The sequence below is a fragment of the Epilithonimonas xixisoli genome, assembly GCF_004365655.1.
GTDB lineage: Bacteria > Bacteroidota > Bacteroidia > Flavobacteriales > Weeksellaceae > Epilithonimonas > Epilithonimonas xixisoli.
In genome coordinates this window covers 1,431,185-1,456,594 of sequence record NZ_SOEO01000001.1, presented here as the reverse complement: position 1 = coordinate 1,456,594, position 25,410 = coordinate 1,431,185, and the positions used below count along the sequence as shown (strand labels likewise).

Here is a 25,410-nt window from a genome sequence, read left to right as displayed (position 1 = left end):
ATTAATTCTGATTATTATTAGATTGTTCCTTACTCAGATATTCAATAAACTTAGAAGGCGTCAATCCGGTCTGCTGTTTGAAAATACTGACGAATGAACTATACGATGAAAAACCACATTCTTCTGAGAGATAAGCAATTTTATAATTAAGATATTCCGGATTTGTTCTCAGTTTTTCTGTGATGTAATTGATTCTTAATTCATTAATGTAACTATTGAAATTATGGTTCCGATATTTTTTGATGACTTTGGAGAGGTAATTAACGTTCGTATTAAAATTTGAAGCTAATGATCCCAAGCTAATTTCTGAGGAAAGAAATTGTTCTTTTCGTTCGAAATTGTTTAACTTTTTCATCAGTTCGTGCTCTTTTTCGTCAGAGATATTTGTTGATAATGATTTTGCACCTTCTTTTTCCGTATGATGAACTTGGGTTGCAGCTCTGTTTTTCATTTCCTCAATGACTTTTGTGAATTTGAGGTAATCTTTTTTGTTTTTGTTGTATAGATAAACAGCGAAAATAGAAATTAGTGAACCCAAAAATAGGAGAGAACCAATGATCCAGTATTTTGACTTGTTAGAATTTATAAGCTCCAAATCTTTCTCTTTTTCAATAATAGCTACTACTTTGTTTAATTCAGCTTTTTTATTAACATTAACAGTATTTGTTAATTCGGTGAATAATTGATCGTATTTTATGCTATTTTCCCTATCTCCTTGTTTAAGATATATCTGCCGGATATAATCTGTTGCTGCGAGTGCCAATTTATATTCGTTAAACCTCTGCGCAATGGCTAAACATTTTTTGTAAAACTCTACTGCAATATCAGGTTTGCCCAGAGTTTCATAATATTCACCAAAGCTTTGACATACGTATGCGTAATTGAATTGATCATCAGCTTTTAATGCATAATATTCAGCCTTCTTATAATTTAACAGTGCTAAATCTAAATTCCCTTTTTGTAAATAGTCATAACCTACATTATTGTATGGCATTGATAGATTACTAAATCTTTTGTAAAGTTTTCGGAATTTTAAAAATTCTTCCAGATTTTTTTGATCATATTTTAATATTGAATCTATATCTGTAAACATTTCGCTTTTATCACGATAAAGATAGCCTTTCAGTTCGTGGTAGGTGTCGGTATCTTGGTTCTCTAGCCTAGACGCTTTTTTAAAGGCATTATCTAATTCCAACTTAGCTTTATCTGTCATTCCAAAATCCTTGTATAAATGGAATTTTATACGGGATATGTAAATTTTCGAATAATATTTATCGCTACCAGGTCTTGAGTCTATCTTTGCAGCATATTTCATGGCTTCAGAATATTGCCCAGCACGATAGTAAGCGGCACATATCTCATACAACATACTTTTTATCTGATCTTCATTATTTGCGGCGATGGCAATCTTAAGCGCTTTGAATCCAATTTTTAAATCTTCGGCAGGTGTTGAAAATGGCCTGTCTTCATATAATGCTTCAATTTCTTTTGTAGAATTATCTTGAGCAGTATAGACTGATAATACTAAAAATAAAAGAGCTGTTAAATATTTTTTAGGTTTAAACATTATTAGTTTTTATGATAATATAGACTCTTTGATTATAAATAGCAAAATAATATTCTCCTGCATTATTCATTATAATCTTTATACGATGGATTTTTACTTACTCAGATATTCAATAAACTTAGAAGGCGTCAATCCGGTTTGTTGCTTGAAAATACTGACGAATGAACTGTACGATGAAAAACCACATTCTTCTGAGAGATAAGCAATTTTATAATTAAGATATTCCGGATTTGTTCTCAGTTTTTCTGTGATGTAATTGATTCTTAATTCATTAGTGTAACTGCTGAAATTATGGTTTCGATGTGTTTTGATGATTTTCGAAAGATAATTGACATTCGTGTTAAAGGTGGAAGCCAGCGAACTCAAGCTCAAATCTGATGACAAAAACTGCTCTTTCTTTTCAAAATTATTCAATTTTTTGACTAACTCAGATTCCTTCTCATCCGAAATACTTGAGGCAACAACGGTCTTTTCTACAGTGTCTGGTTTCTCTTCATTTTTGAGTTCCAAAGCAGATTTACTTTCCAGATCTTGAATGATATTGTTAAACTTTTGGTAATCATTTTTACCTTTTCTGTATTGGTAAAACGCATACAATGTAATCAACAAAGCAATCAAAACAAGTCCGCCAATGATCAGGTATTTTGATGAATTGGAGTTCTGGAGCTCTTGGTCTTTTTCTTTTTCAATAATGGTAACGAGATCATTGATTTCCTTTTTGTTGTTGGAATTAATCTTTGTATTGAGCTCGGTAAAAAGTTGATCGTATTTGATTCTGTTTTCTTTGTCTCCCTCCCTCAGATAGATTTGCCGGATGTAATCTGTGGCAGCCAATGCGAGCTTGTAATCGTTGAACTTCTGTGCGATCTTGAGACATTTTTTGTAATACTCCAAAGCAAGTTCTGTTTTGCCGATGGATTGATAATATTCACCATAGCTTTGACAAACAAAAGCGTAATTGAACTCGTCGTTGACTTTCAGTGCGTAATATTCTGCTTTTTTATAATGTTCCAAAGCGCGTGGAAAATCTTCTTTTTGCAGATAATCATAGCCGACATTGTTGTAAGGCATCGAAAGATTTTTGGAGCCTTTGTATGTTTTTTTGAATTTTAAAAACTCATCTAGGTTTTTTTGGTCATACTTTAAAATTGAATCTATATCGGTGTAAAACACACTTTTATCACGCCAAAGCAGTCCCATCAATTCATAATAGTCATCCGTGTTCTTATTTTCTAATTTCGATGCTTGTTGGAAGGCGCTGTTGATTTCTTGTTTGGCTTTATCTACCATTCCAAGATCTTCATACAAGAAACACTTTACCCGAGCAATATAGATTTTCGAAAGAAATCTGTCGCTTCCCGTTTCCGAATCCATCATCTTGGCGTATCGGAAGGCTTCGGAATGCTTTCCCAACTCATAATAGGCGCTACTAATTGTTACCAAAGAACGTTTGATCTCGTCATCGTTATCTGCATCTTTCGCAATTCTAAGGGCTTTGAATCCTATTTTTAAGCGTTGGGTAGGCGTAGGCTGTGTTTCGTATTTATAGAGCGCGGCTATTTCTTTATCTGAATTGCTTTGGGCGGAAAAATAAGAAAAAGAAAATGTCAATAGTATAGCCATAAGTGTACGGCTATTTCTATTGTAGTAAGAGATATTTAAAGATGACAAAGTTGTTTGGAAATTCGAAAAATGAATTTTGATGAAATATTCCATTAAGTTTAAATAATTTGTAAAGATATAATTATATTACTACCACGTAGGGATTGATACAGTTGTTGTAATGAAAAATTAACATCAATTTTGATTTTTATGATGTCTTTTATCTAATATTTTTCATCATTTGTTTCCGATAATTCAAAATTAGGGGCTTAAACTTAAAAAAATGCCGGTTTTGGGGTTGTGCAGTTTGGTTGATATTTAATGATTTGTATTCCAGTCACTTGACTGCTAATTTGGATATGCGTAATTCGGAATTTTGGAGATGTTGTTGTGCATTCTTAGCTATTTTTAGTGCTTTATTTGCAAAAATATTAGACGCTGGAAATTATTTTTTATCTCAATAAAATTTAGCAGACGATATTCAAAAACACAAATGATTTTTAAATTTTTAACCCACGATTTTCCTGTGCAAATGTCAAAGACTTGACGCGCAATTCCAGACCACTTTACTGTTATGAAAATAAATGTGAAAGACATTCATATCGGAACCATTATCAAAGAAGTTATCGATGACCGAGAAATACCCCGAGAGCGGATTTGTAATTTCTTCAAAATAGATGATGATGAAGTGGAGGAGATGTTGGCAAAAAAAAGTCTGGATTCTGAGACAATACTCAAGTGGAGCAAGCTGGCAAAATATGACTTCTTCAGACCGTATGTCACGCATCTGATTTTGTTTGCAGGAATTAGTCAGTATAACAACAATAATAAGAAAAAAAATAATGATGAGATGCTCCAGTTCCGAAAGAACATCTACACAAAGGAAATCAAGGATTACATAACGGAACTCATCAATACAAAGCAGAAGACACTCTCCGAGATTATGGAAGCATACAACATCCCCAAAACAACGCTGTACAAATGGATGAAAAAACAGGATGCTGACAACCAAATATAAAATGAAATGAAACCCAACTACACAAGAATCTATCTCGACATTATAAAATACAAAAACAAAGAAAAGATAGTTTCCCAGGAATTGGTGAAAAAAATTAATAACATCAAAATTGTAAAAGACATTCTGGAAATCGAGAAGGAACTCTTCAAAGACAATTATTTGAGACAGAATCAAAAGCTAAAGTCCTATGACGAGCCCACGATAAAACTCATTCTCAAATATCAGAAAAAAAACCAGCTCACCAATCTGGAGTTGGCAAAACAATACAATATCAGCAGAAACACCATCGCAAGATGGAAGAAAAATTTTAATAAATAAATAACTCCAAACATTAACTTTAAAAACCGTAAATGATGAAAAAATTATTGGTTAGTTCGCTTTTTCTTGCGACAATTTCGACTATCAACGCACAAGTAGGAATCAACACAGATGCTCCTAAATCCACCATGGACATCCGAGGCAAAGTGGATGGTACTGGGGTTTCCCTGCCATCAGATATTACGGGGTTGCAAGCGCCAAGACTTACCCGTGCAGAGCTCACCAGCAAAGGAGATGGACTCTACGGCACAGATCAGAAAGGTGCCTTGGTCTATATTACGGACATTGCTGGAGGTGACACTCTCAACCAAAGGGTAAAGATTACGGCGGTTGGCTACTACTATTTTGACGGCGCTTTATGGCAATCTGTTAGTAGTGGAGGAGCTGCTGCGGGCATCAATTATTTCTACGCACCATCTATGGTTTTACCTACCGTAAATGCCAATCTACCAGCGTACGCTTCTTTCAGCGGAAGTACTTTTACAATCGATCTTTATGCCGTTTACAGCAACGAATACGGATTGACAGCCAGCACACCTACAGCAACAAGAAGTTCTCTTAAGAATCCTACCGCAAGCACATTGCCTGTACTTGGCGCTTCTGCTCTAGAGTATTTTATCATCTATTTTGATAACAAAGTGTTTGATCCTGCAACCATTTCGGTTACCAATGCAGGCGTGCTGACTTACCAGGTTCTACCATCTGCTGTGGTGACAGAACATACGTTTATGAATATTGTGTTTAAGATTAAATAAGCAAAAAAAATGTTTTTAAAGTAAGTGATTTCCAATAATGATAAATCACAACTGATGAAGACTGTGTAGCGGTTTTCCAAAAACTGCTCTTTTCTTATCTAAAGCTTGAAAACAAGCCTAACTTAATACAATACATTATGAAATTAAATATATTTTTAAAAACTAAATTATTATCACTCTTTGTGATAATGGTTGTTTGTATATCAAGTGCAAATCTGGCAAAAGCTCAATTACTGACAAATGGTAATTTTGAGTCTTATACAGAATGTCCATATGCATATAACAACAGTCAGATAGCAGGTGATCCGATGGGAGCTACAGGTTGGGTTAAGGCTGCTGCAGTTGCGACGCCTGATTATAGTAATAAAAATGGAGATTGCGAATATGCATTTCAAGACGATACTTCAGCAAATAGTATAGCTAATTTTGGTACTAAAAGATTTAATTTACCAACTTCGGGTATTCGATCTGGAGTGGGTAGTTTTGCATATATGGGTTTCTTGTTGTCAAATACTGGTGCAGGGCAAACCGATTATGCAGAATATATCCAACACCCATTAACGTCTCCATTAATTGCGGGAAAAACCTATACACTTACTTTTTTAGCCGCCAGAGCTGGTGAAGATGATATTACTCCCCAAACTACGTTTGGTGCAGTTTTTAGTCCAACAGCATTAAGACATACGCTTACTGGACTTAACTCAACTCTTATTACCAATTGGACTAATGCAAATGGTGTTGGCTATAATTCAAGTACAATGAGTATTGCTGAAAGTACAATTGCACAGGTTGTGGCGCTTAATAATACGAGTTGGCAAACAGTGACATTGACCTTTGTTGCAAAAGGCGGTGAGCAGTATATTACTATGGGTGCATTGTCTCATCCTACAACAGGAACAAATAAAAATAGTTACATTGCTGTCGATGATATTGTTCTAGCACCAGAGTGTTCAGCTGGAACTGCACAAGTTCCAGTAACATCCAACATCTCAATTCCTTGTGGGGCTTCAACAGTCAATTTGGCAACCGCTCATACGGGAGCTGCACCAGGTGTTTCAAGCTTGGTTTGGTTTACAACAGCCAATCGCTCAACCACAGCTTTGACTGCGGCAGAAGCAGCAGCGGCTGGCCCGGGTACTTACTATGCATTCTATTACGATGCAACAGCAAATTGCTACAATACAGCAACTTCTACTTCAGCGGTTACGGTTTCATCCTCAGGTTGCGGTTATATTTATTTACATCATCAAGCAACCAATGAAGAGGGAAGTCCAAACTTTACTTACACCTTGACTGGAGGAGGCGCTCGAGATTTTATTTTGAATGATCAAACCGATTTTCTCAGCAGTGAAGATCTTGGTGCTTCGCAAAGCGGTCGTCTTTGGGCATTAGCACGTACGGTTTCCGATGCGACTTTTAACAACTGGAAAATCTATTACAGAGATCTAAACAGCGCAACGTGGACGGCTATTACCACTCTGGGATCACCAAGAGCCATTGATGGAGGAATTGGAAGTACAGCTATTTATTCTACAAATGCTTCTAGCGGTACTACAGGACGTGTTTACTCAATTGCAGCAGATGGCACCACAACAGATATTACGGGTAACTTGCCAGGCGGAATTGTATATGATGTCTCAGATAACTGGTTGGCCTTTGGCTCCGGTGGGCGTCAATATGCTTCGGTTCAGAATGGAAATATCTATCAACGAACCACAAGTGCTCTGCCAGCAGTTTGGACAGTCGTTGCCAATTCACCATCTCACCGTGTGGATGCTGTTCCGAAGACAAATAATTTATATTATGTGGTTGGTAATAGTACCACTGCAGGTTCTACAGTATTCTACCGCGACGTAACCGCAGGCTCATCGATTAACTTGGGAACTGCTTCTAACACGGATGATATAGCAATTACAGAAAATGGAACCGTCATCGCTGGATACAAAAAAATGAATGGAACTCCAGGAGGAACTGTTACTTGGACAGATGATGTTCAAGGAATGTACGGTTTCAATGTGACAGGTGGTCCAAACGATCTATTCTGGTCCAGCGTGGGGATTACAAATGTTAATAACGGAAATACTGCTGTAAGACCAAATCGAATTATGACAAGAACCGCAGCAGGAACTTGGATCGATGATGAGCGGATAAGAGCAACAGGAACGCATAATGATAATTCTGTTCTATTATCTTTATCACCAGGAACCTATAGAATTACAGAAGACACAGAACCATCTGGATGGAGATTGCAAAGCATTTTTGCCGATCCTACAGTGACGACAGATGTTGCCACCAAATCCGCTACCATCACAGTTGTTGCAAACAGTACGACAAATCTCGTGTTCAGTAATGTGAATGATATAGCTTTTGCAATGCCAACAGATTGTACCACAGGATTTACAGAGAATTTCGGAACAACGGAAGCAAACTATGCAGCGCCAACTATTTCTAGTGCCTATCACAACGGTGCGCCGACATTGAACGGAACTTCCGCTTCTGCAATGGGCTACGGTTATTATGGATTAATTAAAAACTCTAACTTAATTACAGGAGATTTAGCTTCCGGAGGTGGAGTAGAATACACAACTGGATTTACAGACCATACAAGCGGAACAGGAAGAATGCTTGGGATTAACGCAACAGGGCAGCCAAGAATATTCTACCAGAAAAGAATTACAGGATTGACAATAGGCACTGCTTACAATTATTCTGTATGGGTACGCAGTGCAGATATTAACGCAGGTAGTTTACCAAATGTAGGTCTTCAGGTTTTGAATCCTACAACAGGTGCCATACTTTTTAGTAATTCTTCTGGAACAATTGCCAATGCAAATCCACCAGCAGCTTGGAGACAAGTAACGCTTAATTTTACTGCTACCACAAACAGCATAGATCTTGCCTTGGCAAGTTTGACAGCTGGTGCTTGGGGAAATGATTTTGCTGTTGATGATATTTCACTCTTGCCAGCAAAACCAACTGCTCCCATTGTTGGAACGATAACTCAACCAACCTGTACTGCTTTGGGAAGTGTTGCATTGAGTGGACTACCAGCAACAGGAACGTGGACAATCACAGACACCAACGGTGGTGCAACAATGACTGGAACAGGAACTACTGCTACGTTTGTAAACCTTGCAACTGGTAATCATACATTTACGGTTGCTCTAGGTGCAGGCTGCGCATCCAATCCATCTGCAACGGTTACTATCAATGCACAACCAGTAATACCTACAACTCCGGTAATAGGAACAATTACGCAACCGACTTGTGCTGTACCAACAGGCAGTGTAGCACTTAGCGGGCTACCATCAGGTGCTTGGACTATTACAACAGTTCCAGCTACAGTATCTACAGCAGGTAGTGGCGCAACAACTACCATCACAGGTTTGCCGGCCGGCGCTACTTACAAATTTATTGTGACCAGCACCACATCTACCTGCTCATCCACAGCTTCTGCTGATGCGATCATAAATGCTGCACCTGCGCCTGTAGTAAATCCAGGAGCAATCACAGGGCCTGCGTGTATTCAGTCACCATTTACAGGAAGCTATTCTGTGACAAATGTCCCAGGTACTACCTATAATTGGACTTATTCGGGAACAGGAGCTGGTGGTGGTATTTCTACAGGGCAGGGTACGAGTAATATTACCCTAACTTTCAGTGAAAGTATAACATCAGGAACATTAAGCGTTACTGCAACTAATGGTTGTGGTACAAGCACAGCAAGCACGCTAAACATTATAGTATTAGGAAAGCCGTCGATTGCAACTTTGGGAGAATCTACAATTTGTCCGGGAGGTGGAAGTGTGATCTTAACCTCTACGCCTGCACCAGCTTATCAGTGGTATAAAGATGGCGTACTGATTCCTGGAGCAACCAATCAGAATTACACTGCAGTAGCTACGGGAGCATATTCTGTAATCACATCCTTTGGATCGTGTACAAGTATGTCGTCAGATATGTTTAATGTACTTCAACAAGATACGACACCACCAGTTTTTGTATCACCTTTGGGTACTACTTCGAAAAATGTAAAGATTGATTTCAGAAATGTAAGCACTACTCCTATAAATCTTCCTAGAATTTTTAATAATATCGAAACCGGTGCATTAGCAAATGAAAGAGTGAAAATTAGCCAATCTACTGGTGTGGCGTCTTCATTCCTTGATAAGATACCTGCAGCGAGTTTTCCTGCAACTGCATCTGCTACGGCACCTGTAGGTCCTGCAGCTTATGGTAACGCAAATGTTTTACAAATTACCAATGTAGGAGATCCAATCAGAACATTGACTTTAAATTTTGACCAATCTGTAACCAATCTGAAATTTTCACTTTTTGAGATTGATGGAATATCAAAAGTAGAAGCAAGAGCATATAATAATGGTTCTTCGCAATCTATAGGGATTGTTCCACTCAGATCTACAACCCCTAATGTTAATGTAAGTGCAAGTCCTAGTACGACTCCTTTGATCACTGCTCCAAATGGTGGTTATAGTTATTCGAATATTACTCAAACAAGAACAGCTGGTGTAAATGTAGATGTAGCAGGACCTGTTAATAGCTTTGTTTTGGCAACAACCACAAGATTTAATGGTGATCAGGATATCAGCATTTCACAAATATCTTATGATTACACATCGCCAATAATGCCAGCGGATATCACAGTAAATTGTGATGCCATTCCTGCACCGCTAGTATTTACAGCAACTGATAACTGTAGTGCGGCAAACGTTACGTACACACAGGTACCCGCGGTTTATACGCCTAGTTCTTCCACGCAAATCATTACAAGAACTTGGGTAGCAACGGACAGTTCTGGTAATACATCTTCTTACACACAAACGATCACTATTAATCCAGGAAGTGCAATGCCAACAGCTGCAGCTAGCCAGAATATTTGCGCAACCAATTATTCCACTTTGGCAAATATTGCAATTACCGGAACCAATATCAAGTGGTACGAAGATGGAACTACAACTACAGCGCTTCCATCTACCACGTTATTGACAAATGGTAGTACATATTATGCAACTCAAACTTTATCAGGAAATTGCGAAAGTTCGAGAGTGCCAATAACGGTACAGTTGAGAAATTGTTCTTGGATCAATCCATCATTGAGATTGAAAGGAGGGAAGTAGTATTATAAAAATTATATTTATAAAGAAGGTCAGCCAAAGATGGTTGGCCTTTCTTATTTGTATATGACCAATCGTTAAATAATTTGCTAAATCCAATAAGAATGGTAAATGAATTTCCATAAGGTCGAAAAAAAAGCATCAACTATATTTAGTCAATGCTTTTTATCTGTACCCAGTGCCGGAATCGAACCGGCACATCTTTCGATACTAGAGTTTGAGTCTAGCGCGTCTACCAATTCCGCCAACTGGGCTGATGTTTGTTTTAAATTGGTGTGCAAATATAGGATTATTTTTCAGCTCGTGAAAACGATTTTGGATTATTTTTCAATTTAATTCTTAACAATCTGTAAATCAAAAAAATATTTTTATTAAAATTCTATTTCCAAGCCATCATAAGCCAAATGAATGTTGTCCGGAAGCTCATTTTCGACCTCTTCGTGGAAGCCCAAGTGGTGACTGATGTGAATCAAATATGTTTTTTTAGGTTTTAATTCCTCCACCAACTCCAAAATCTGAGGTAAAATAAAATGCGAATGATGTGGTTCTGTTTTTCTAAGACAATTAATAATGAAAAAATCCAAGTTCTTCAGCTTTTCTTTTTCCTTATCATCAATTTTACTCGCATCGGTGATGTAAGCTAGATTCTTAAATTTAAAACCAAGAATATTAATCTCAGAATGGATAATGTCAATCGGCTGAACTTCCACTTCATCAAAAAGTGTAAATTGATTATCAATTTCAAATAAATCAAAACTCGGTGCACCCGGATATTTGTGGTCTTTGAAAGCGTAAGGGAAACGATCTTTGATTTCCACAGCAACCCGAGAATTACAATAGATAGGCATCGAAGCCTTGTTTTTAAAAATCAAAGGACGAAGGTCATCCAGACCGATGATGTGGTCATTATGCTCGTGCGTTATCAAAACAGCATCGATTTGTTCCTCGCCATTCGTCAACATTTGCTGGCGAAAATCGGGTCCGCAGTCAATTAATATTTTCTTTCCAGAGTCGGAGGTTACCAATGCAGAAGTGCGTAATCGCTTATCTTTTTGGTCTTTAGAAAGGCAGACTGGATGCTGACTCCCGATGACAGGGATGCCCTGCGAAGTTCCAGTTCCTAAAAATTTTAAAAGCATTTTTATTATTGCTGTTATTTTGGTAAATTTACAAAATAAATCTAATTCTTCGTGATAAAGCCAAAACTTACCCCTAAGCAGAAAGCCTTAGCCATCAATTTAGATTCATCCATCTACGGAACTTTTGCGGAGATAGGAGCGGGTCAAGAAACTGTACGACACTTTTTCCGAGCTGGTGGTGCTTCTCAAACCATTGCAAAAGCGATGTCTGCTTATGATAAGGACTTCTCCGACGCCATCTATGGGCAAGAAGCCAAAAACCGATACGTAACCCAGAACAGACTCCGAAAAATGTTGCGTTACGAGGTGGCTCTCATCGAGGAAAGAATCCCGAGGGAAAACAATCCCGGGAAAAAATTCTTCTCTTATGCCAATACTGTAACTACCATCAATTTTGATAAAACGTCAAAAGGCCACGGTTGGGTAGGTGTGAGGTTTCAAAACTCTGAAAATGAGGAATATAACGAGATTATCATTCACGTCAAATTCAAAGAAACCAATCCAACTTTGCAACAGGAAACTCTGGGAAGTTTGGGTGTTAATTTGATTTATGGCGCTTATTTTTATACAGACAATCCGAGAATTCTTGTTGAATCTTTATACGACGATCTTTCGTTGGACAGATTGGAGATCGATATGATCGACTTCAGTGGACCGGCGTTCCAATATGTGGACAATCGTTTGATGAGTCTTCAGCTTGTGAAATTGGGAATGACGGATGCGGTGATTTTCAATTCCGAAGGGAACAATATGTTGCCAGCAGACATTCTTTACAAGAAAAATATTTTTGCGGTGCGAGGAAGTTTTCGACCTGTAACGCGGGTGAACATCGATATGTTCGAGCACGGATTGGATATGTTCAACCAAGACAATTCCTGCGATCATCAAAATACACAGATTCTTTTCGAGATTACGATTTCAAATCTTCGAGCTTCCGGCGATATTGATGAAAGAGATTTCCTAGATAGAGTCGATATTTTGGGAACATTGGGTTACACGGTGATGATTTCCAATTTCTCAGAATATTATCGAATGGTCGATTATTTTTCATCGTTCACAAACCAACATATTGGCGTTGCGATGGGCGTTAACAATCTTTTGGACGTCTTCGATGAGGATTATTACAAAAATCTTCCGGGCGGAATCTTGGAGGCTTTTGGGAAATTCTTCAAAAAAGATATGCGCGTTTATCTCTATCCTTACAAAGATCCGGAAAATGGCGAATTGCTGACTTCTGAAAATCTGAAAGTTCACGACAATCTGAAAGAATTATACAAATATTTCAAACTCAACAAGAGAATTGTGGACATTCATAATTACAATCCTAAATTCCTTGAAATCTACTCCCGAGAGATTCTCAAAAAAATCGTTACCCACGAATTGGGCTGGGAAGAAGAATTGCCAAAAGGCGTTGCCGACATCATTAAAGAACGCGGAATGTTCGGCTACAAACAATTAACTTTTGAAGGATTAAATTAAAAAAAAACAATGGTAGAGCTAAAAAAACGACTTTCAATCATCTTGGATAGTCCACAAGATACAAACGTAAAACTTCTGAAAATCTGCCAGGTTTTGGATAAAGAAATTTCTTATTACAACTGGACAGGTTTCTATTTCAAAAACGGAGACAAAGACGAGTTGGCGCTTGGGCCATACGTTGGTGCAGTGACAGATCACGTGATTATTCCTTACGGAAAGGGGATTTGTGGGCAGGTTGCGATTTCTGGTGAGACTTTCGTAGTTCCAGATGTTCACGCTCAGGATAATTATTTGTCTTGCTCAATCGATACAAAAGCGGAAATTGTAGTTCCAATTTTCAAAGATGGCGAAAACATAGGTCAAATCGATATCGACAGTCATTCCATCGATCCTTTTACAAAAGAAGATGAGGAATTGTTGAATTGGCTTTGCGATGAGGTTGCGAAGATTTTGTAAAATATAAATAACAGAATAAAAATACTTAAAATCGCAAATTTACTTTGCGATTTTTTTTTGATTAAATTTTCTTAATTAATTTCTTCCAAAAGTTTACGATAATAATTCTCACACTTCGCCAAGTGCGATCCATACCAAGAAAAAGCTTCGCCATCCACAATCATAATTTTTTGATTTATACAAATATTCTGGATCTCAGCAATATGTTTTTCTTTAAAAGGAAAAGGCTCAGACGATAGGAAAATCAAATCCGCTTCTTTCAAATCTTCCAATTGAACTTCGGGATAACGTTTCTGATTTTTAAATTGATTTTCAAATCCCAATTCTTCCAAAATCCTCGAAATAAAAGTGTCGCCACCAACCGTCATATAAGGATCTTTCCAAATCAAATAAGCGACTTTCAACTTCTTTTCCTGTTCCGGAATGTCAAAAGCTTCATAAGTTTTTAAATTGAACAATTGAGCTTTTTCTTCCTTCCCAAATAGATGTCCAAGTTGTTTCAGTAAATAATAATTGTCCTCCAAAGTCTCCACATTCGTCACCAAAACTTTGGAATCCTTCATCAGTTCTTCAACTTGTTCTTTTACATTTTCTTCTTTGTTGGCGATGATGAGGTCGGGTTTTAAAGCTTTGATTTTTTCGATATTCAGATTCTTGGTTCCACCAATAATTTCTACATTTTTCACGAATTCTTTCGGGTGAATGCAAAACTTTGTCCTTCCAACAATTTCATCAGAAGTCAAACCAAGGTCAAACAAGGTTTCCGTAATTGATGGCACAAGCGAAATAACTTTCATTGATGAATATTAAAATAATTTATTACAAAAATCCTTCGACTCCGCTCAGGATGACAATTTCCGAAATGTCAGTCTGAGGCTCTCGCAGACATATAAATAAAAACTCTCTCAAAAATAAACATTTCTGAGAGAGTTTTATAATTTGAAATTAAAAATCAATTTTCTTCCCTTTTAGGGTCGGGAAAGAAAATTTATTTAATTAATCTTCTTTTTTAGCTGTTTTCTTAGCAACTGCTTTTTTAGCTGGCTTTTCTTCAGTAGCTTCTGCTTTTTCAGTTTTTTTAGCAGGCGCTTTTTTAGCAGCCGGTTTTTTTTCTGTTGCTTCTTCTGCTTTCGTTTCCTCTACTTTTTCCTCAGCTGGAGCTTCTGGTTTCACGAAACTATCTGGCGTGATATAACCCGCTTTTTGAAGCAAGTTGTACCATTGCGCCAATTTTTTGATGTCAGATTCATAAACCCTTTCCAAGTCATAGTTAGGAAGAGATTCTGCCATAAAAGTTCTAAGCTCATCGCTTGAAGATTTGTGGCTAATTGTTGGTTTGTAGTCGTATTTTTTTGCAATATTTTCAAACACTTCGAACAAAGGAACTTCTTTGTCAAAAGTAAACATCGCGATATTATCCAAAAGACTTACTTGGCTAGAGTTGGAGATGCTCGCTTTTTTCTTAGTCGTGATGTCCTCAACGATAAAACCGTTTTTAAGTTGAGAAACCAATTTGAAAAGTCCCGGTTTTCCGGAGATTGAAATAATTTTTTCTAACTGCATTTTAGTATGTTTTCTTTAATCTAATTTATTTTTGTCGGTTGTCAAATGTAAAAAGTCGGTTGTACTGATTACATGATACATTTTACTTTGTACTAATTTATTTCGGAAACCTCATTTTATAATTCACGCTCACGTCGCCGTTTGCAATTTTTTGAAGTTTTCCTTTTACGATTTTTTTCTTCAAAGCGCTCAAGTGGTCTGTGAAAAGAATTCCCTCGATATGATCGTACTCGTGCTGAATTACTCTCGCTCTGATGTCTTGGAAAGTATCGGTATGTTTAACGAAGTTTTCGTCGTAATATTCTATTTTGATGGTCGATTTGCGCTTCACATCCTCACGAACTTCCGGAATGCTGAGACAACCTTCATTGAATTTCCATTCCTCACCAGATTCCTCCAATATTTTCGCATTGATGAACACTTTTTTGAAGTCTTTCAATTCGTCCGCAATATCTTCATAATCCTCATCTTCCGCAAGTGGCGAAACATCGATGATGAAAAGACGAATATCCAAACCGATCTGAGGCGCCGCCAAACCAATTCCGTTGGCACCGTTCATCGTCTCGAACATATTTTCGATAAGCGTTTTCAGCTCAGGATAATCTTTGTCTATTTCCTGTGCTTTTTTTCTTAAAACCGCGTCGCCAAAGGCTCTAATTGGTAAAATCATCTTTTTTGTTCTAAAAAATTCTGCAATATGATTGTTGCACTCACTTTGTCAATCAATCCTTTTTCTTGTCTTTGCTTCTTGTTTTTTCCGCTTTGGCTGATGAAAAAAGAGGCCATTTTGGAAGTGAAACGCTCATCCAGACGATTGATCTTTTTATCCGGAAATTCCTTCTCGAAGCTTGAAATAAATTTCTGAATCTCAGTTTCGATATCGGACATATTTCCTTTCAAATCTGTGGGAAGTCCTATCACGATTTCATCTACTTGGTTCTCGGAAAAATATTTTTTCAGAAAATCCATCAGCTTTGGTGTTTCCACCGTCGTCAGTCCGCTTGCAATGATTTGCATATCGTCTGTCACTGCTATTCCAGTTCTTGCTTTTCCGTAGTCAATGGCTAGGATTTGTCCCATAAGTTGGCAAATTTACAAAAATTTTCAGCTTATGGAAATGAGATTGATGCAGATTGTAAAATCTTTGGCACAAAATCAGTTGCGCTGTATCGTGGGGAGCTTCAATCTTTCTTATTTTTAATGAAATCCTGAACGATTTTTTTTTATCTTTAAAGACTAAAACACCTTGATTGATGATAAAAACATTAACCACAATTTTACTTTTGGCAGGCTTATCTTGCTTTGCACAAAATGGCAGTTTTGACGAGCGAATGGAATATGGAAACAATCAGATCGATTCCAAAAACTACGAAGAAGCCATCACCGTTTTTGAAAAGCTTTTGACGGAACAACCAAAAAATGTGAGAGCTTTGAATAATGCCGGGAGAGCTTATTTCAATAGCAAAAATTTCGAAAAGGCAAAAGAAAAATTCCGATTGGCCGCGTTGTACGCATCGCCGGATGACAAGGAGGATTTGGCTTTGTATTATTCAAATCTCTCAGCAAGTTACACTTATCTTAATGACGACGAGAAGGCTTATCAATATGCAATAAAAGCTTATCTAATGAACGAAGATTCTGAGCAAAATCTTTGGAACGCCGCTTCCAATGCGCAAAATTTTCAAAAATGTGAAGAAGCCATTAAGCTAATGGACAAAGCAAAAATTGACAAGAAGAATCATTTTAATTCGCTCTACGGCCGTTGCTACAAAAATCTGGGCGATTACGAAAAGAGCATCAAAAGTTTTACGACGTTTTTTGATAATTATGTTGCAGAAGACGATTTTGTGATGTTTGATATTGATGAAGAAAAATATGTTTATCTAGGTTCTCAAATTGCTTTAATAATTAAAAATCTTAAAAACGACGAAAATCTGCAATACAAAGAAAGCACTCTGAAACTCATTAATGAAATGTCCAAGTCAGGCAAACGATATACAATCTTTGAAAAATTGTTTGATAATGATCTGGTTTGGGAAAATAAGGAAAATGCCAAGCCAATCCTGAAAGACATTTATAAAAACATCGACAAACCAACTTTGTCGGAGAATATTTATCTCTATTACTACCTTCAAGATTACAAAAAGACGTTGGAGCTTACGAACAAATTTCTGCAAGGCAATCTGGATTCTGATGAATTGATGCACGGAAGATTGTATGATTATTTGGCTTCGTATCAATTACTATTACAAGATTTTAAAAAGAATAATAAGATCAATGAGGCAGAGTTAGACGCTGTCGCTACAAAGTACAAAAATGTTTTCTCTGAACATAAAGATTACAATCGTCCGGATCTCGAGAACAAAAAAGAATTGCAATTGCCAATTATGAAAACTTTGACTCTCGCAAAGAAGTATTTTGATTCCCCCGAAGAACAAACGAAAGTCGCACCAATAGTTATTAAAATCCTAAATAACACACCTCATACAAAATTCAAAAAAGAATTGAATGAATTCCTGTCAAAAGGCGCTCTGGAAAACTAAAAAACAAATAAATTATGGAAAACAACATTAATGAAAATCAAACAAAATCCGAAGAAATTAAAATCAAAAAGAACACGCTTTACATAGGTGTAGGCGTCTTAGCTCTGATCATTGCTGTGATTTTCTTCTTCGTTTTCAAAAAGAAAAATGATTCTGAAACAATAGCTGGAACAATGAAAAAAGATTCCACAACGCTCGTAAAAGATTCGGCAAAAATCACAACGGATTCAGCGAAAACGCCAATTAATTATGATGAATATGGTGAAGAAGGCGCGCCATTCAGCGAATATCGGGTGATTGCCAACTCTCTGGCTTTGCCCAATGGAAAACTGAATTTCGGCGACAAAGTTTACGTGGATGATTCCCGTTCCAATGATTCCCGAAAAGTGGTTTTTCTTGACAATCCTTACACCAACAAAAACGCGACGACCTACGAATTTGACGGCAGTTCGTTCATCAGTGATTATCAATTTGATGAGTACAAAAAGAACTTTTCTTTGGCGCCATTTTCCGATTTGGCATCTGGCGTGAAGAAGATTTTGCTGGAGGACAATTACAGCAACGGAAACAAATATACCATCACGCAAAATGCTGACCGTGCAAAATCATCAGTGGCTTTCGGCGATTACGATGGCGACGGACTCAAAGATGTGGCCGTGATTTTGGATAATAATGAAAAGCAAATCAGCAGAATCCTTATCATTTGTACCAACAGCGCAACTAAATTGCCGTACACCGCCTTCTCCGAAAATTATACAGACAAAATGAGGATCAACAGTTTCCGAAAAGGCGCTTCGGTGATTATGAATTCCGACGGATTGGTTTCCTCACCACAAGATGGAATTATTGGGAATGCCGAGGATTTGAAGATTGCGATCATTTACGATTCCGGCTTGCAAAAATTCAAAACTTACTATCAGGAATAATTTGACATCAATCTGAAAAATAAAAAATCATCAAAGCTAAACCCGCTTAAATGGGAATAACTTTGATGAATTTTTTTATTAATTTAATTAAAAATATTTGATAATCAATATTCTAACTACTTTTTCATTTCCTCAACCAGTTTTTTAATTCTGTCAATGTATTTTCCATAAAAATTTTTGAACCAAGCCATTCCGATGAAATAAACCATCGTGAGCCCAAAAGCAACGGAACCAAGGAAGACGATAGTAAGCATTGTGTCCGAATAATGATGGGTTTGTGGCATCGACTCCAAGATGATAATCATTTCACAAACAAAAAACGGCACAAAACTCAAGTAAAATGAAACGTAATATTGCTTGTTCAACTCAAACTGATGCAACAAATCTTTCAACGAATCCAACGTTCCCAAAGCTGGATTGCTGATTTCTTTATAAAGTTTGAAAAATTTTGTAAAAAAGAACGTCGTCACCAAAGCCATAGAAATTACCAAAATTTCGATGTAAAGATTAAATCTAAATGGTAACGGAAAAAACCAAATTACAATCAAAATAACCGGCAACAAAACCACCGTTGACCAAAATTCATAACGCATATTTTTTCGAATCCTTTCCAAAGGATGATGCATCTGTCGCTGTTTTTCCGGCGAAATCTCCGGCGTTTCGGAAACATCTTCCTTATTCCAAAGTGATTTAAGATTATCTAGTTCCATATTTTTGTTAGATGTTAGATGTTAGATGTTAGATTGAAGCTCTTGAAATCCATTTACTTTTTTCTTTTTCCTTTTATCTTGTCTCTTGAATTAAATCTTTTAATTTCTCTTTCGCACGATTCAATTTCACGCGCGCATTTCCTTCCGAGATTCCCATTTGTTCCGCCATTTCTTTTCCGGAAAAATCTTCCAAATAATAGAAAATCAACGCTTTATCAATTGGATTCAGTTTTTGGATGGCTTCATACATTTGCTTCAATTTCAGCTCATCTTCGAGGTTGTAATCTTCCTCTTTGATTTTATAAAGCGAAACATCATCGTTTTGGATAAAGCTCCGTCGCTTTTCCGATTTCAGAAAAATAATTGCCGTATTCAAAGCAATTCTGTAAAGCCAAGTTGAGAATTCAGATTTCCCCTCGAAGCTCGAAAAAGACTTCCAGACCTGATAAACAATCTCCTGAAATAGGTCATTCTGGTCATCACGGTTGTCCATATACATTTTTGAGATTTTGAAAATAATCCCTTTATGTTTATCGATTTTCTCTAAAAATTCTTTCTCAGAATCCATTCTTGCTTTAACTCTATTCGGTTAGTAGAAATAAAAATAATTTGTTACAAAATAAATTGGATTGGGGCGCCTTTTCCGCCTTCCGTTCCCGCTTTTTTTTGCCAAAGCTTTTCCCTCAGCAAAAAAAGAGCTCCACTCAAGTCGGGGCGTGCTTCGCAGAGTTTGAACATTTGTCTGTCAATTAATATTTTCTTAGTCTTGAAATTAAAATAAAGTTTATCCACACTTTTTCTTTGATGAGTTTTACGTCTTTGCGAAACTTAAAATATTTTCAATAATCTCAAAAAAATCTTAGCGGACTTTGCGTTTAAAATAAGCTCACAAACTATTTCAATTTCTTAACTTTGTACTTACAATTATTTAGACAATTTTAGTCAATCAAATCGATTGCTAATTTTTTAATCATTTAATTCTTTAATCTTTTAATCAAAAAAAGAATGTCTCTAAAAATTTCAGGACTCACAAAAAAATTCGGAGAGCAAGTGGCGCTCAACGATATCAACATAAGCATTTCAAATAACGAAATCATCGGACTTCTCGGCCCAAACGGCGCCGGAAAATCTACCTTGATGAAATCCATCACAGGCGTCCTGAAAATAGACGAAGGCGAAATTTTGTTCAATGACAAAAACATCACAGAAAACGAAATCGAATCCAAAAATAAAATCGGTTTCCTGCCGGAGAACAATCCGCTTTACAACGAGATGTACGTGAAAGAATATCTGCAATTTGTCGCCAATCTTCACAACATCAAAAAAGAAAGAGTAGAAGAAGTGATAGAATTGGTGGGAATTACGCCCGAAAAATCCAAGCAGATCTCACAACTTTCCAAAGGTTACAAACAACGTGTGGGATTGGCTCAGGCAATTCTCCACGAACCGGATTTATTAATCCTCGACGAACCAACCAACGGACTCGACCCAAATCAAATTGTCGAAATCCGGAACGTCATCAAAGAAATCGGAAAAGAAAAAACCGTGATTCTCTCCACGCACATTATGCAGGAGGTGGAAGCTCTTTGTTCCAGAGTAATTTTGATTCATCAAGGAAAAATTTTACAGGATTCTCCAATCTCCGAATTTAAAGGGAAATTCGGAAGTTTGGAAGAAGCTTTCCAGAGTTACACGGTTTAATTATTGTTGAAGATTATGAAAATATTATTCTTAATACTTTTTCTTTTTAATTCAACTTTTAATGGACAGGATTTCATTGGAAAATATGAAAATGATTTTGGTGAAACATTGATATTAAATTCGGATAAAACATTTGAATATTCTTGGAAATTTGACCTTGCTTCAAGTTGGAATATTGGAACTTGGAGAAGGACAAAGTAGAAATAAGCCAGCCCAAAAGTTTTTAATTAAAAATAATAAACTATTCACTTTTGACAAAGAAGGAAAAATTCAGAATGAAAAAATGCAATCAGTAACGAACGCTAATGTTTTATCAAAACCTTGGTTCGAGAAAAAATAAATGTTATAATGTCATTGCAACTTCCTCAGCAATAATCAACTAAAATTGAACTTCGCCCAAATAATCTTACCACTGAACCTCAAAGGAACTTTCACGTACAAAGTTCCGGAAGATTTAATGGAAAAAATTGAAGTTGGAATGCGCGTTCTGATTCCCTTTGGTGGAAAGAAAATCTACACTGGAATTGTCGCCGAATTGTTTGATGAATTCGAAGACAGTTTTGTTCCGAAAGAAATCATCAATTTATTAGATAGTCAACCAATCGTTCCGAAACAACAATTGGAATTCTGGAATTGGATGAGCTCTTATTACCTGTGCAATCTTGGCGAAATCTACCGTTTTGCGTTTCCATCTTCTCTGAAATTGGAAAGTGAAACTTACGTCCGATTATTATCAGAAAGAACAATTGATTGGCAAAATCTGGATGCAAATGAAACCTATCTTCTTCAAGCTTTGGAAGTTCGTCAAATGCTGAACTTGCAGGAGATTGAAGCGTTTATTCCAAAAAAAGAAATCATCAAAACCATCAACGCTTTGATTGATGAGCGTTATATTTCGGTTGACGAAAAAATTACTGAAAAATACAAAGCCAAGGAAATCGCGTACTTGCGAATTAATAATGAAGAATTAAAAATTAAAAATAGTCTTGCAGAAATAATTTCGAGTTTAAAAAATGCAAGAAAACAACAGGAATTATTTCTTTTGATTTTGGATAAAGAAACTGAAAATCCTGAAAAACCAATTCGGAAATCAGAGATTTTTGATGAGGGAAATTTCAATAATTCTCAACTAAAATCGCTGATTGAAAAAAAGCTTGTTCAAGAATATTATCTCGAAAAAGACAGAATCGATTCTTACGAAGGCGAGCTTGAAGAAATTGAACAATTAACTGAAAATCAGAAGTTAGCGGTTTCGGAAATTAACAAAGCCTTTCAGGAAGATAAAAATGTTTTGCTTCACGGAATCACGTCTTCTGGAAAAACTCATATTTATCTGGAGAAAATTGAAGACTGCGTCAATTCAGAGAAAAATGTGCTTTTGCTTTTGCCGGAAATTGCTTTGACAAAACAAATCACAATCCGTCTTGAAAAAAAATATGGGAAAAAACTCGGATTTTATCACAACAAATTAACTGATTTTGAAAGGGTAGAAGTCTGGCGGAAAATCAAAAAAAATGAACTTCAAATCCTGATTGGAACACGGAATTCCTTGTTTTTACCGTTTGAAAATTTAGGATTGATAATTGTGGATGAAGAGCACGATTCTGCGTACAAATCCAGAGATTCCAATTTCTTTTTCAATGCGAAAGATTCGGCGATGATGCTGGCAGAATTTTACAATTCGAGAATGGTTCTCGGTTCTGCAACGCCGTCGTTGGAAAGCTACGATTTAGCGATGAAAGATAAAATTCGTTATGTGCCTTTGAATGAGAGATTTGGCAACGTAGACGTTCCGAAGTTTGAAATTATCGATGTCAAGGAAGCGCAGAGTCAGAAGAAAATCATTGGGAATTTCAGTCAAAAAATGGTTGACGAAATCAATCTTCAACTAGAGCATAAAAAGCAAAGCATTATTCTACACAACCGCCGTGGTTACGCCAATGTCATCGAATGTGAGACTTGTGGACACGTGACATATTGTAGCAATTGCGACGTCGTGATGACCTATCACAAATCTGCGAATGAACTGAAATGCCATTATTGCGGACACAGAGCCGGAAAACCGACGACTTGCCCGAGCTGCCACGGTGCCAATCTGAACACAAAAGGCGTTGGCGTAGAGCAAATTGAAGAGGAAACGCAAAAAATATTCTCCGAAGCCGAAGTTGACCGAATGGATGTGGACGCGATGCGAAAGAAATTTGCGTACGAAAAACTGTACGAAAAATTGGAAAATGGCGAAACTGATATTCTCGTCGGAACGCAGATGATTTCCAAAGGTTTGGATTTTGAAAACATAGAATTGGTCGTGATTCCAAAAGCAGATGCGTTGATTTATGTTCAGGATTTTCGGGCGGAGGAACGCGCTTATCAATTGATTACGCAAGTTGCTGGAAGAGCTGGAAGAGTTTCTGGCGAAGGAAAGATTTTAATCCAAACTTATAATCCATCGCATTCTATTTTTGAATTAATTAAGAATCAGAATGTTAAAGAAATTTACGATTATTTTCTTGATGAGAGAAAGAAATTCCTCTATCCGCCATTTGTGAAATTGATAATGATTGAGCTAAAACACAGGAAAGAAGACAAATTGAACAGAGCTTCGCAATTTTTGGGTTCGGTTTTGAGAAAATATATTCCGGAAGAATGCATCCTCGGACCAGAAAAATCCCCGATTGCTAGGATAAATAATCTTTATCAATATCAAATTCTACTGAAGTTTCCGAAAAATAAAAACTACAAAATTTACAAAGAATTGCTTTCAAAATCGTTGGAGGAATTTGATGAGATTACGGCTTACAAATCTATCAAACGAGATTTTTTGGTTGATTTTTAACGATAATTAACAAAATTTTGATTCTTTTATTACGGTTTCCCGTAACAACCTTAGCAATATTCTCTAAATTTACTACGTTTTGAATTAAAGATATTTTTTTCAAATCCTTAATTAGAAATAATTTAATAAAAATTGTAATTCTTTGAGAATGAATAAATTTAGAAATTACTTTTCGATTTTAAGCATTGGATTGTCCTCTTTCGTCTTTTCACAAGGCACTTCTGCGGGAACTTTGCCTCAGATTTCGGATCAGCAATTGTTGGTAAAAGACATCACAGCCGAGAAAGCGCTGTTGTCGCCGAAGGAACAAATCGAATTCAATATCAATAAAATGTTCACAGATCCGGTTCTTAGAAACGCCAACTGGGGATTTGTGGTTTATGATCCAAAAACTGAAAAAATAGTCACAGCTTATAACGAAAATGCACCATTGGTTCCAGCTTCTACCACCAAATTACTGACCACAGAAACTGCATTTTCCTTGCTTGGGACAAAATACAGATGGAACACACAATTGGAATATTCCGGAAGCATAGATGTGGATGGTGTTTTGACGGGGAATCTGTACATCGTTGGAAGTGGCGATCCGTCTTTGGGCGGAAATCGTGGTGGCGCATCGAGCTACGGAGAAATCGTGACGCAATATTTGGATGCGATAAAAGAGAAAGGAATCAAGAAAATCACGGGTGATATTATCATTCAGACTGCGGTTTTTAAGGAAAATAAAACGGCGGAATTGCCATCAAACATCGTTTGGCTGGAGCAGAAAAATTATTACCTTCCCGTTGGAACTACCAAAGAAATAGATCCACGAAATGAAAAATTGATTGTAGCGCAGTCCAACAATCCTTTCAACCAAAATAAAAAATATTTTTACATCTCGCCGTACACCAATAAACTGGTTTTTGCAGACAAATTTGAAGGAAGTTGGGTGACGACTAAAGTGGCTGAACCCCCAGCTTTTTTAGCTAATAAATTCAGAGAAAGCTTAGTCAAAAATAAAATTACAATTGCAGGAAAAGTGACTCCGAAAATTGTTGACAGAGAACCGGAACCAAGAGAAATTCTGACGGTTTATAAATCTCCGACTTTAGCAGAAATCGTAAATTACACCAACCAAAGAAGTGATAACGGCTACGCAGAAGCACTTTTGAAAGCAAACGGTTTTCATAAAGTTGGCGACCAAACCATCGAATCTGGAAGAATGGTGGTGACAGAGCATTTGAAGTCGATTAATTTTGATTTGAATGGACTGAATTTTATGGATGGAAGCGGACTTTCCAAGGCTCACACGGTAACGCCAATTTCTCAGGTTAAATTTCTAGCCAAGATGATGAAGTCACCTTATTACAAAGAATATTTCGAATCTTTACCCATCGCAGGACAATCTGGAACGCTGAAAAGTATGTTCCTCGTGAACTCCAATGGTCAGATTTTTGCAAAAACTGGAACATTGAATGGCGTGAAATGCTTAGCAGGATACATCAAAACAAGAAGCAACAAAACCTTGGCTTTTTCTCTTTTGATAAACAAGTTTTCTGGCTCTGTAGCTCAGGTGAAAGCAAGAATGGAACAATTGCTGGATCCGACTTTAGATCTTTAGAATCAATATTTTATAAAATGATGAACCCGCAATTTCTTGTGGGTTTTTTTGTGTAGATT

At 36.8% G+C, this 25,410-nt stretch carries 22 protein-coding genes and 1 tRNA gene; 12 read left to right on the top strand and 11 right to left on the bottom strand.

Annotated elements, in window-relative coordinates:
- Position 1: 1 nt before the first annotated feature.
- A complete protein-coding gene (locus tag B0I22_RS06730; protein WP_133943863.1) occupies positions 2-1,567 on the bottom strand; it encodes a helix-turn-helix domain-containing protein in 1,566 nt (521 codons plus the stop codon).
- A gap of 93 nt (positions 1,568-1,660) precedes the next feature.
- Entirely contained in the window at positions 1,661-3,190 is a 1,530-nt protein-coding gene (locus tag B0I22_RS06725; protein WP_166668187.1) for a tetratricopeptide repeat protein, read from the bottom strand.
- A 553-nt stretch (positions 3,191-3,743) separates the two neighbouring features.
- On the opposite strand from B0I22_RS06725, the gene B0I22_RS06720 reads away from it, so the two are divergent.
- The 4 genes from B0I22_RS06720 (at position 3,744) to B0I22_RS06705 (ending at position 10,398) form a co-directional block, all read left to right on the top strand.
- The gene (locus B0I22_RS06720; RefSeq protein ID WP_342772849.1) at positions 3,744-4,187 is read left to right on the top strand and encodes a transposase; all 444 of its coding nucleotides are present in this window, start codon (positions 3,744-3,746) and stop codon (positions 4,185-4,187) included.
- A gap of 6 nt (positions 4,188-4,193) precedes the next feature.
- Complete coding sequence (locus tag B0I22_RS06715) at positions 4,194-4,505, top strand: helix-turn-helix domain-containing protein (protein WP_133943861.1); 312 nt, start codon at positions 4,194-4,196, stop codon at positions 4,503-4,505.
- A 32-nt stretch (positions 4,506-4,537) separates the two neighbouring features.
- On the top strand, positions 4,538-5,260 hold the full coding sequence (locus B0I22_RS06710) for a hypothetical protein (RefSeq protein ID WP_133943860.1): 723 nt from the start codon (positions 4,538-4,540) through the stop codon (positions 5,258-5,260).
- Between the two features lie 137 nt (positions 5,261-5,397).
- The gene (locus B0I22_RS06705; protein ID WP_133943859.1) at positions 5,398-10,398 is read left to right on the top strand and encodes a beta strand repeat-containing protein; all 5,001 of its coding nucleotides are present in this window, start codon (positions 5,398-5,400) and stop codon (positions 10,396-10,398) included.
- A gap of 169 nt (positions 10,399-10,567) precedes the next feature.
- On the opposite strand, the gene B0I22_RS06700 is transcribed toward B0I22_RS06705, so the two are convergent.
- Both B0I22_RS06700 and B0I22_RS06695 read right to left on the bottom strand, forming a co-directional pair.
- Positions 10,568-10,649, bottom strand: a tRNA-Leu gene (locus B0I22_RS06700).
- A 117-nt stretch (positions 10,650-10,766) separates the two neighbouring features.
- Entirely contained in the window at positions 10,767-11,534 is a 768-nt protein-coding gene (locus B0I22_RS06695; RefSeq protein ID WP_133943858.1) for an MBL fold metallo-hydrolase, read from the bottom strand.
- Between the two features lie 54 nt (positions 11,535-11,588).
- Between B0I22_RS06695 and B0I22_RS06690 the strand changes: the two genes are divergently transcribed.
- Both B0I22_RS06690 and B0I22_RS06685 read left to right on the top strand, forming a co-directional pair.
- Complete coding sequence (locus B0I22_RS06690) at positions 11,589-13,013, top strand: TonB-dependent receptor (RefSeq protein WP_133943971.1); 1,425 nt, start codon at positions 11,589-11,591, stop codon at positions 13,011-13,013.
- Between the two features lie 9 nt (positions 13,014-13,022).
- Positions 13,023-13,469, top strand: a complete 447-nt coding sequence (locus B0I22_RS06685; protein WP_133943857.1) for a GAF domain-containing protein — start codon at positions 13,023-13,025, stop codon at positions 13,467-13,469.
- Between the two features lie 71 nt (positions 13,470-13,540).
- Here the strand turns inward: B0I22_RS06685 and B0I22_RS06680 are convergent, their stop codons facing one another.
- The 4 genes from B0I22_RS06680 to ruvX form a co-directional block, all read right to left on the bottom strand.
- Positions 13,541-14,266 (bottom strand): ABC transporter substrate-binding protein, encoded by a 726-nt coding sequence (locus tag B0I22_RS06680; protein ID WP_133943856.1) that lies wholly within the window; start codon positions 14,264-14,266, stop codon positions 13,541-13,543.
- Between the two features lie 199 nt (positions 14,267-14,465).
- Positions 14,466-15,032 (bottom strand): DUF5606 family protein, encoded by a 567-nt coding sequence (locus B0I22_RS06675; protein ID WP_133943855.1) that lies wholly within the window; start codon positions 15,030-15,032, stop codon positions 14,466-14,468.
- A gap of 97 nt (positions 15,033-15,129) precedes the next feature.
- Complete coding sequence (gene def, locus B0I22_RS06670) at positions 15,130-15,702, bottom strand: peptide deformylase (protein WP_133943854.1); 573 nt, start codon at positions 15,700-15,702, stop codon at positions 15,130-15,132.
- On the bottom strand, positions 15,699-16,112 hold the full coding sequence (gene ruvX / locus B0I22_RS06665) for a Holliday junction resolvase RuvX (protein ID WP_133943853.1): 414 nt from the start codon (positions 16,110-16,112) through the stop codon (positions 15,699-15,701). The genes def and ruvX overlap by 4 nt, the downstream gene beginning before the upstream one ends.
- A gap of 173 nt (positions 16,113-16,285) precedes the next feature.
- Between ruvX and B0I22_RS06660 the strand changes: the two genes are divergently transcribed.
- Entirely contained in the window at positions 16,286-17,575 is a 1,290-nt protein-coding gene (locus tag B0I22_RS06660; protein WP_133943852.1) for a tetratricopeptide repeat protein, read from the top strand.
- Positions 17,576-17,589: 14 nt separating this feature from the next.
- The gene (locus tag B0I22_RS06655; RefSeq protein ID WP_133943851.1) at positions 17,590-18,501 is read left to right on the top strand and encodes a hypothetical protein; all 912 of its coding nucleotides are present in this window, start codon (positions 17,590-17,592) and stop codon (positions 18,499-18,501) included.
- 116 nt (positions 18,502-18,617) lie between these two features.
- Here B0I22_RS06655 and B0I22_RS06650 read toward each other — a convergent pair whose 3' ends face one another.
- The 3 genes from B0I22_RS06650 to B0I22_RS16415 all read right to left on the bottom strand — a co-directional run bounded on the left by B0I22_RS06650 (position 18,618) and on the right by B0I22_RS16415 (position 19,949).
- On the bottom strand, positions 18,618-19,211 hold the full coding sequence (locus tag B0I22_RS06650) for a hypothetical protein (protein ID WP_133943850.1): 594 nt from the start codon (positions 19,209-19,211) through the stop codon (positions 18,618-18,620).
- Positions 19,212-19,284: 73 nt separating this feature from the next.
- Positions 19,285-19,779: an RNA polymerase sigma factor gene (locus tag B0I22_RS06645; protein WP_133943849.1), complete on the bottom strand. Its 495-nt coding sequence runs from the start codon at positions 19,777-19,779 to the stop codon at positions 19,285-19,287.
- A gap of 44 nt (positions 19,780-19,823) precedes the next feature.
- Positions 19,824-19,949, bottom strand: coding sequence for a hypothetical protein (locus B0I22_RS16415; RefSeq protein WP_281276574.1), 126 nt, complete (start codon positions 19,947-19,949; stop codon positions 19,824-19,826).
- Positions 19,950-20,216: 267 nt separating this feature from the next.
- Here B0I22_RS16415 and B0I22_RS06640 point away from each other — a divergent pair, with 267 nt between their 5' ends.
- The 4 genes from B0I22_RS06640 to dacB all read left to right on the top strand — a co-directional run bounded on the left by B0I22_RS06640 (position 20,217) and on the right by dacB (position 25,351).
- Positions 20,217-20,912, top strand: coding sequence for an ABC transporter ATP-binding protein (locus tag B0I22_RS06640; protein WP_133943848.1), 696 nt, complete (start codon positions 20,217-20,219; stop codon positions 20,910-20,912).
- Positions 20,913-20,927: 15 nt separating this feature from the next.
- The gene (locus B0I22_RS06635; protein WP_133943847.1) at positions 20,928-21,113 is read left to right on the top strand and encodes a hypothetical protein; all 186 of its coding nucleotides are present in this window, start codon (positions 20,928-20,930) and stop codon (positions 21,111-21,113) included.
- A gap of 184 nt (positions 21,114-21,297) precedes the next feature.
- Positions 21,298-23,748 carry a replication restart helicase PriA gene (gene priA / locus B0I22_RS06630; protein WP_133943846.1) on the top strand — a complete coding sequence of 817 codons (2,451 nt, stop codon included), beginning with the start codon at positions 21,298-21,300 and terminating at the stop codon, positions 23,746-23,748.
- Positions 23,749-23,896: 148 nt separating this feature from the next.
- Entirely contained in the window at positions 23,897-25,351 is a 1,455-nt protein-coding gene (gene dacB / locus B0I22_RS06625; RefSeq protein ID WP_133943845.1) for a D-alanyl-D-alanine carboxypeptidase/D-alanyl-D-alanine endopeptidase, read from the top strand.
- Positions 25,352-25,410 lie beyond the last annotated feature (59 nt).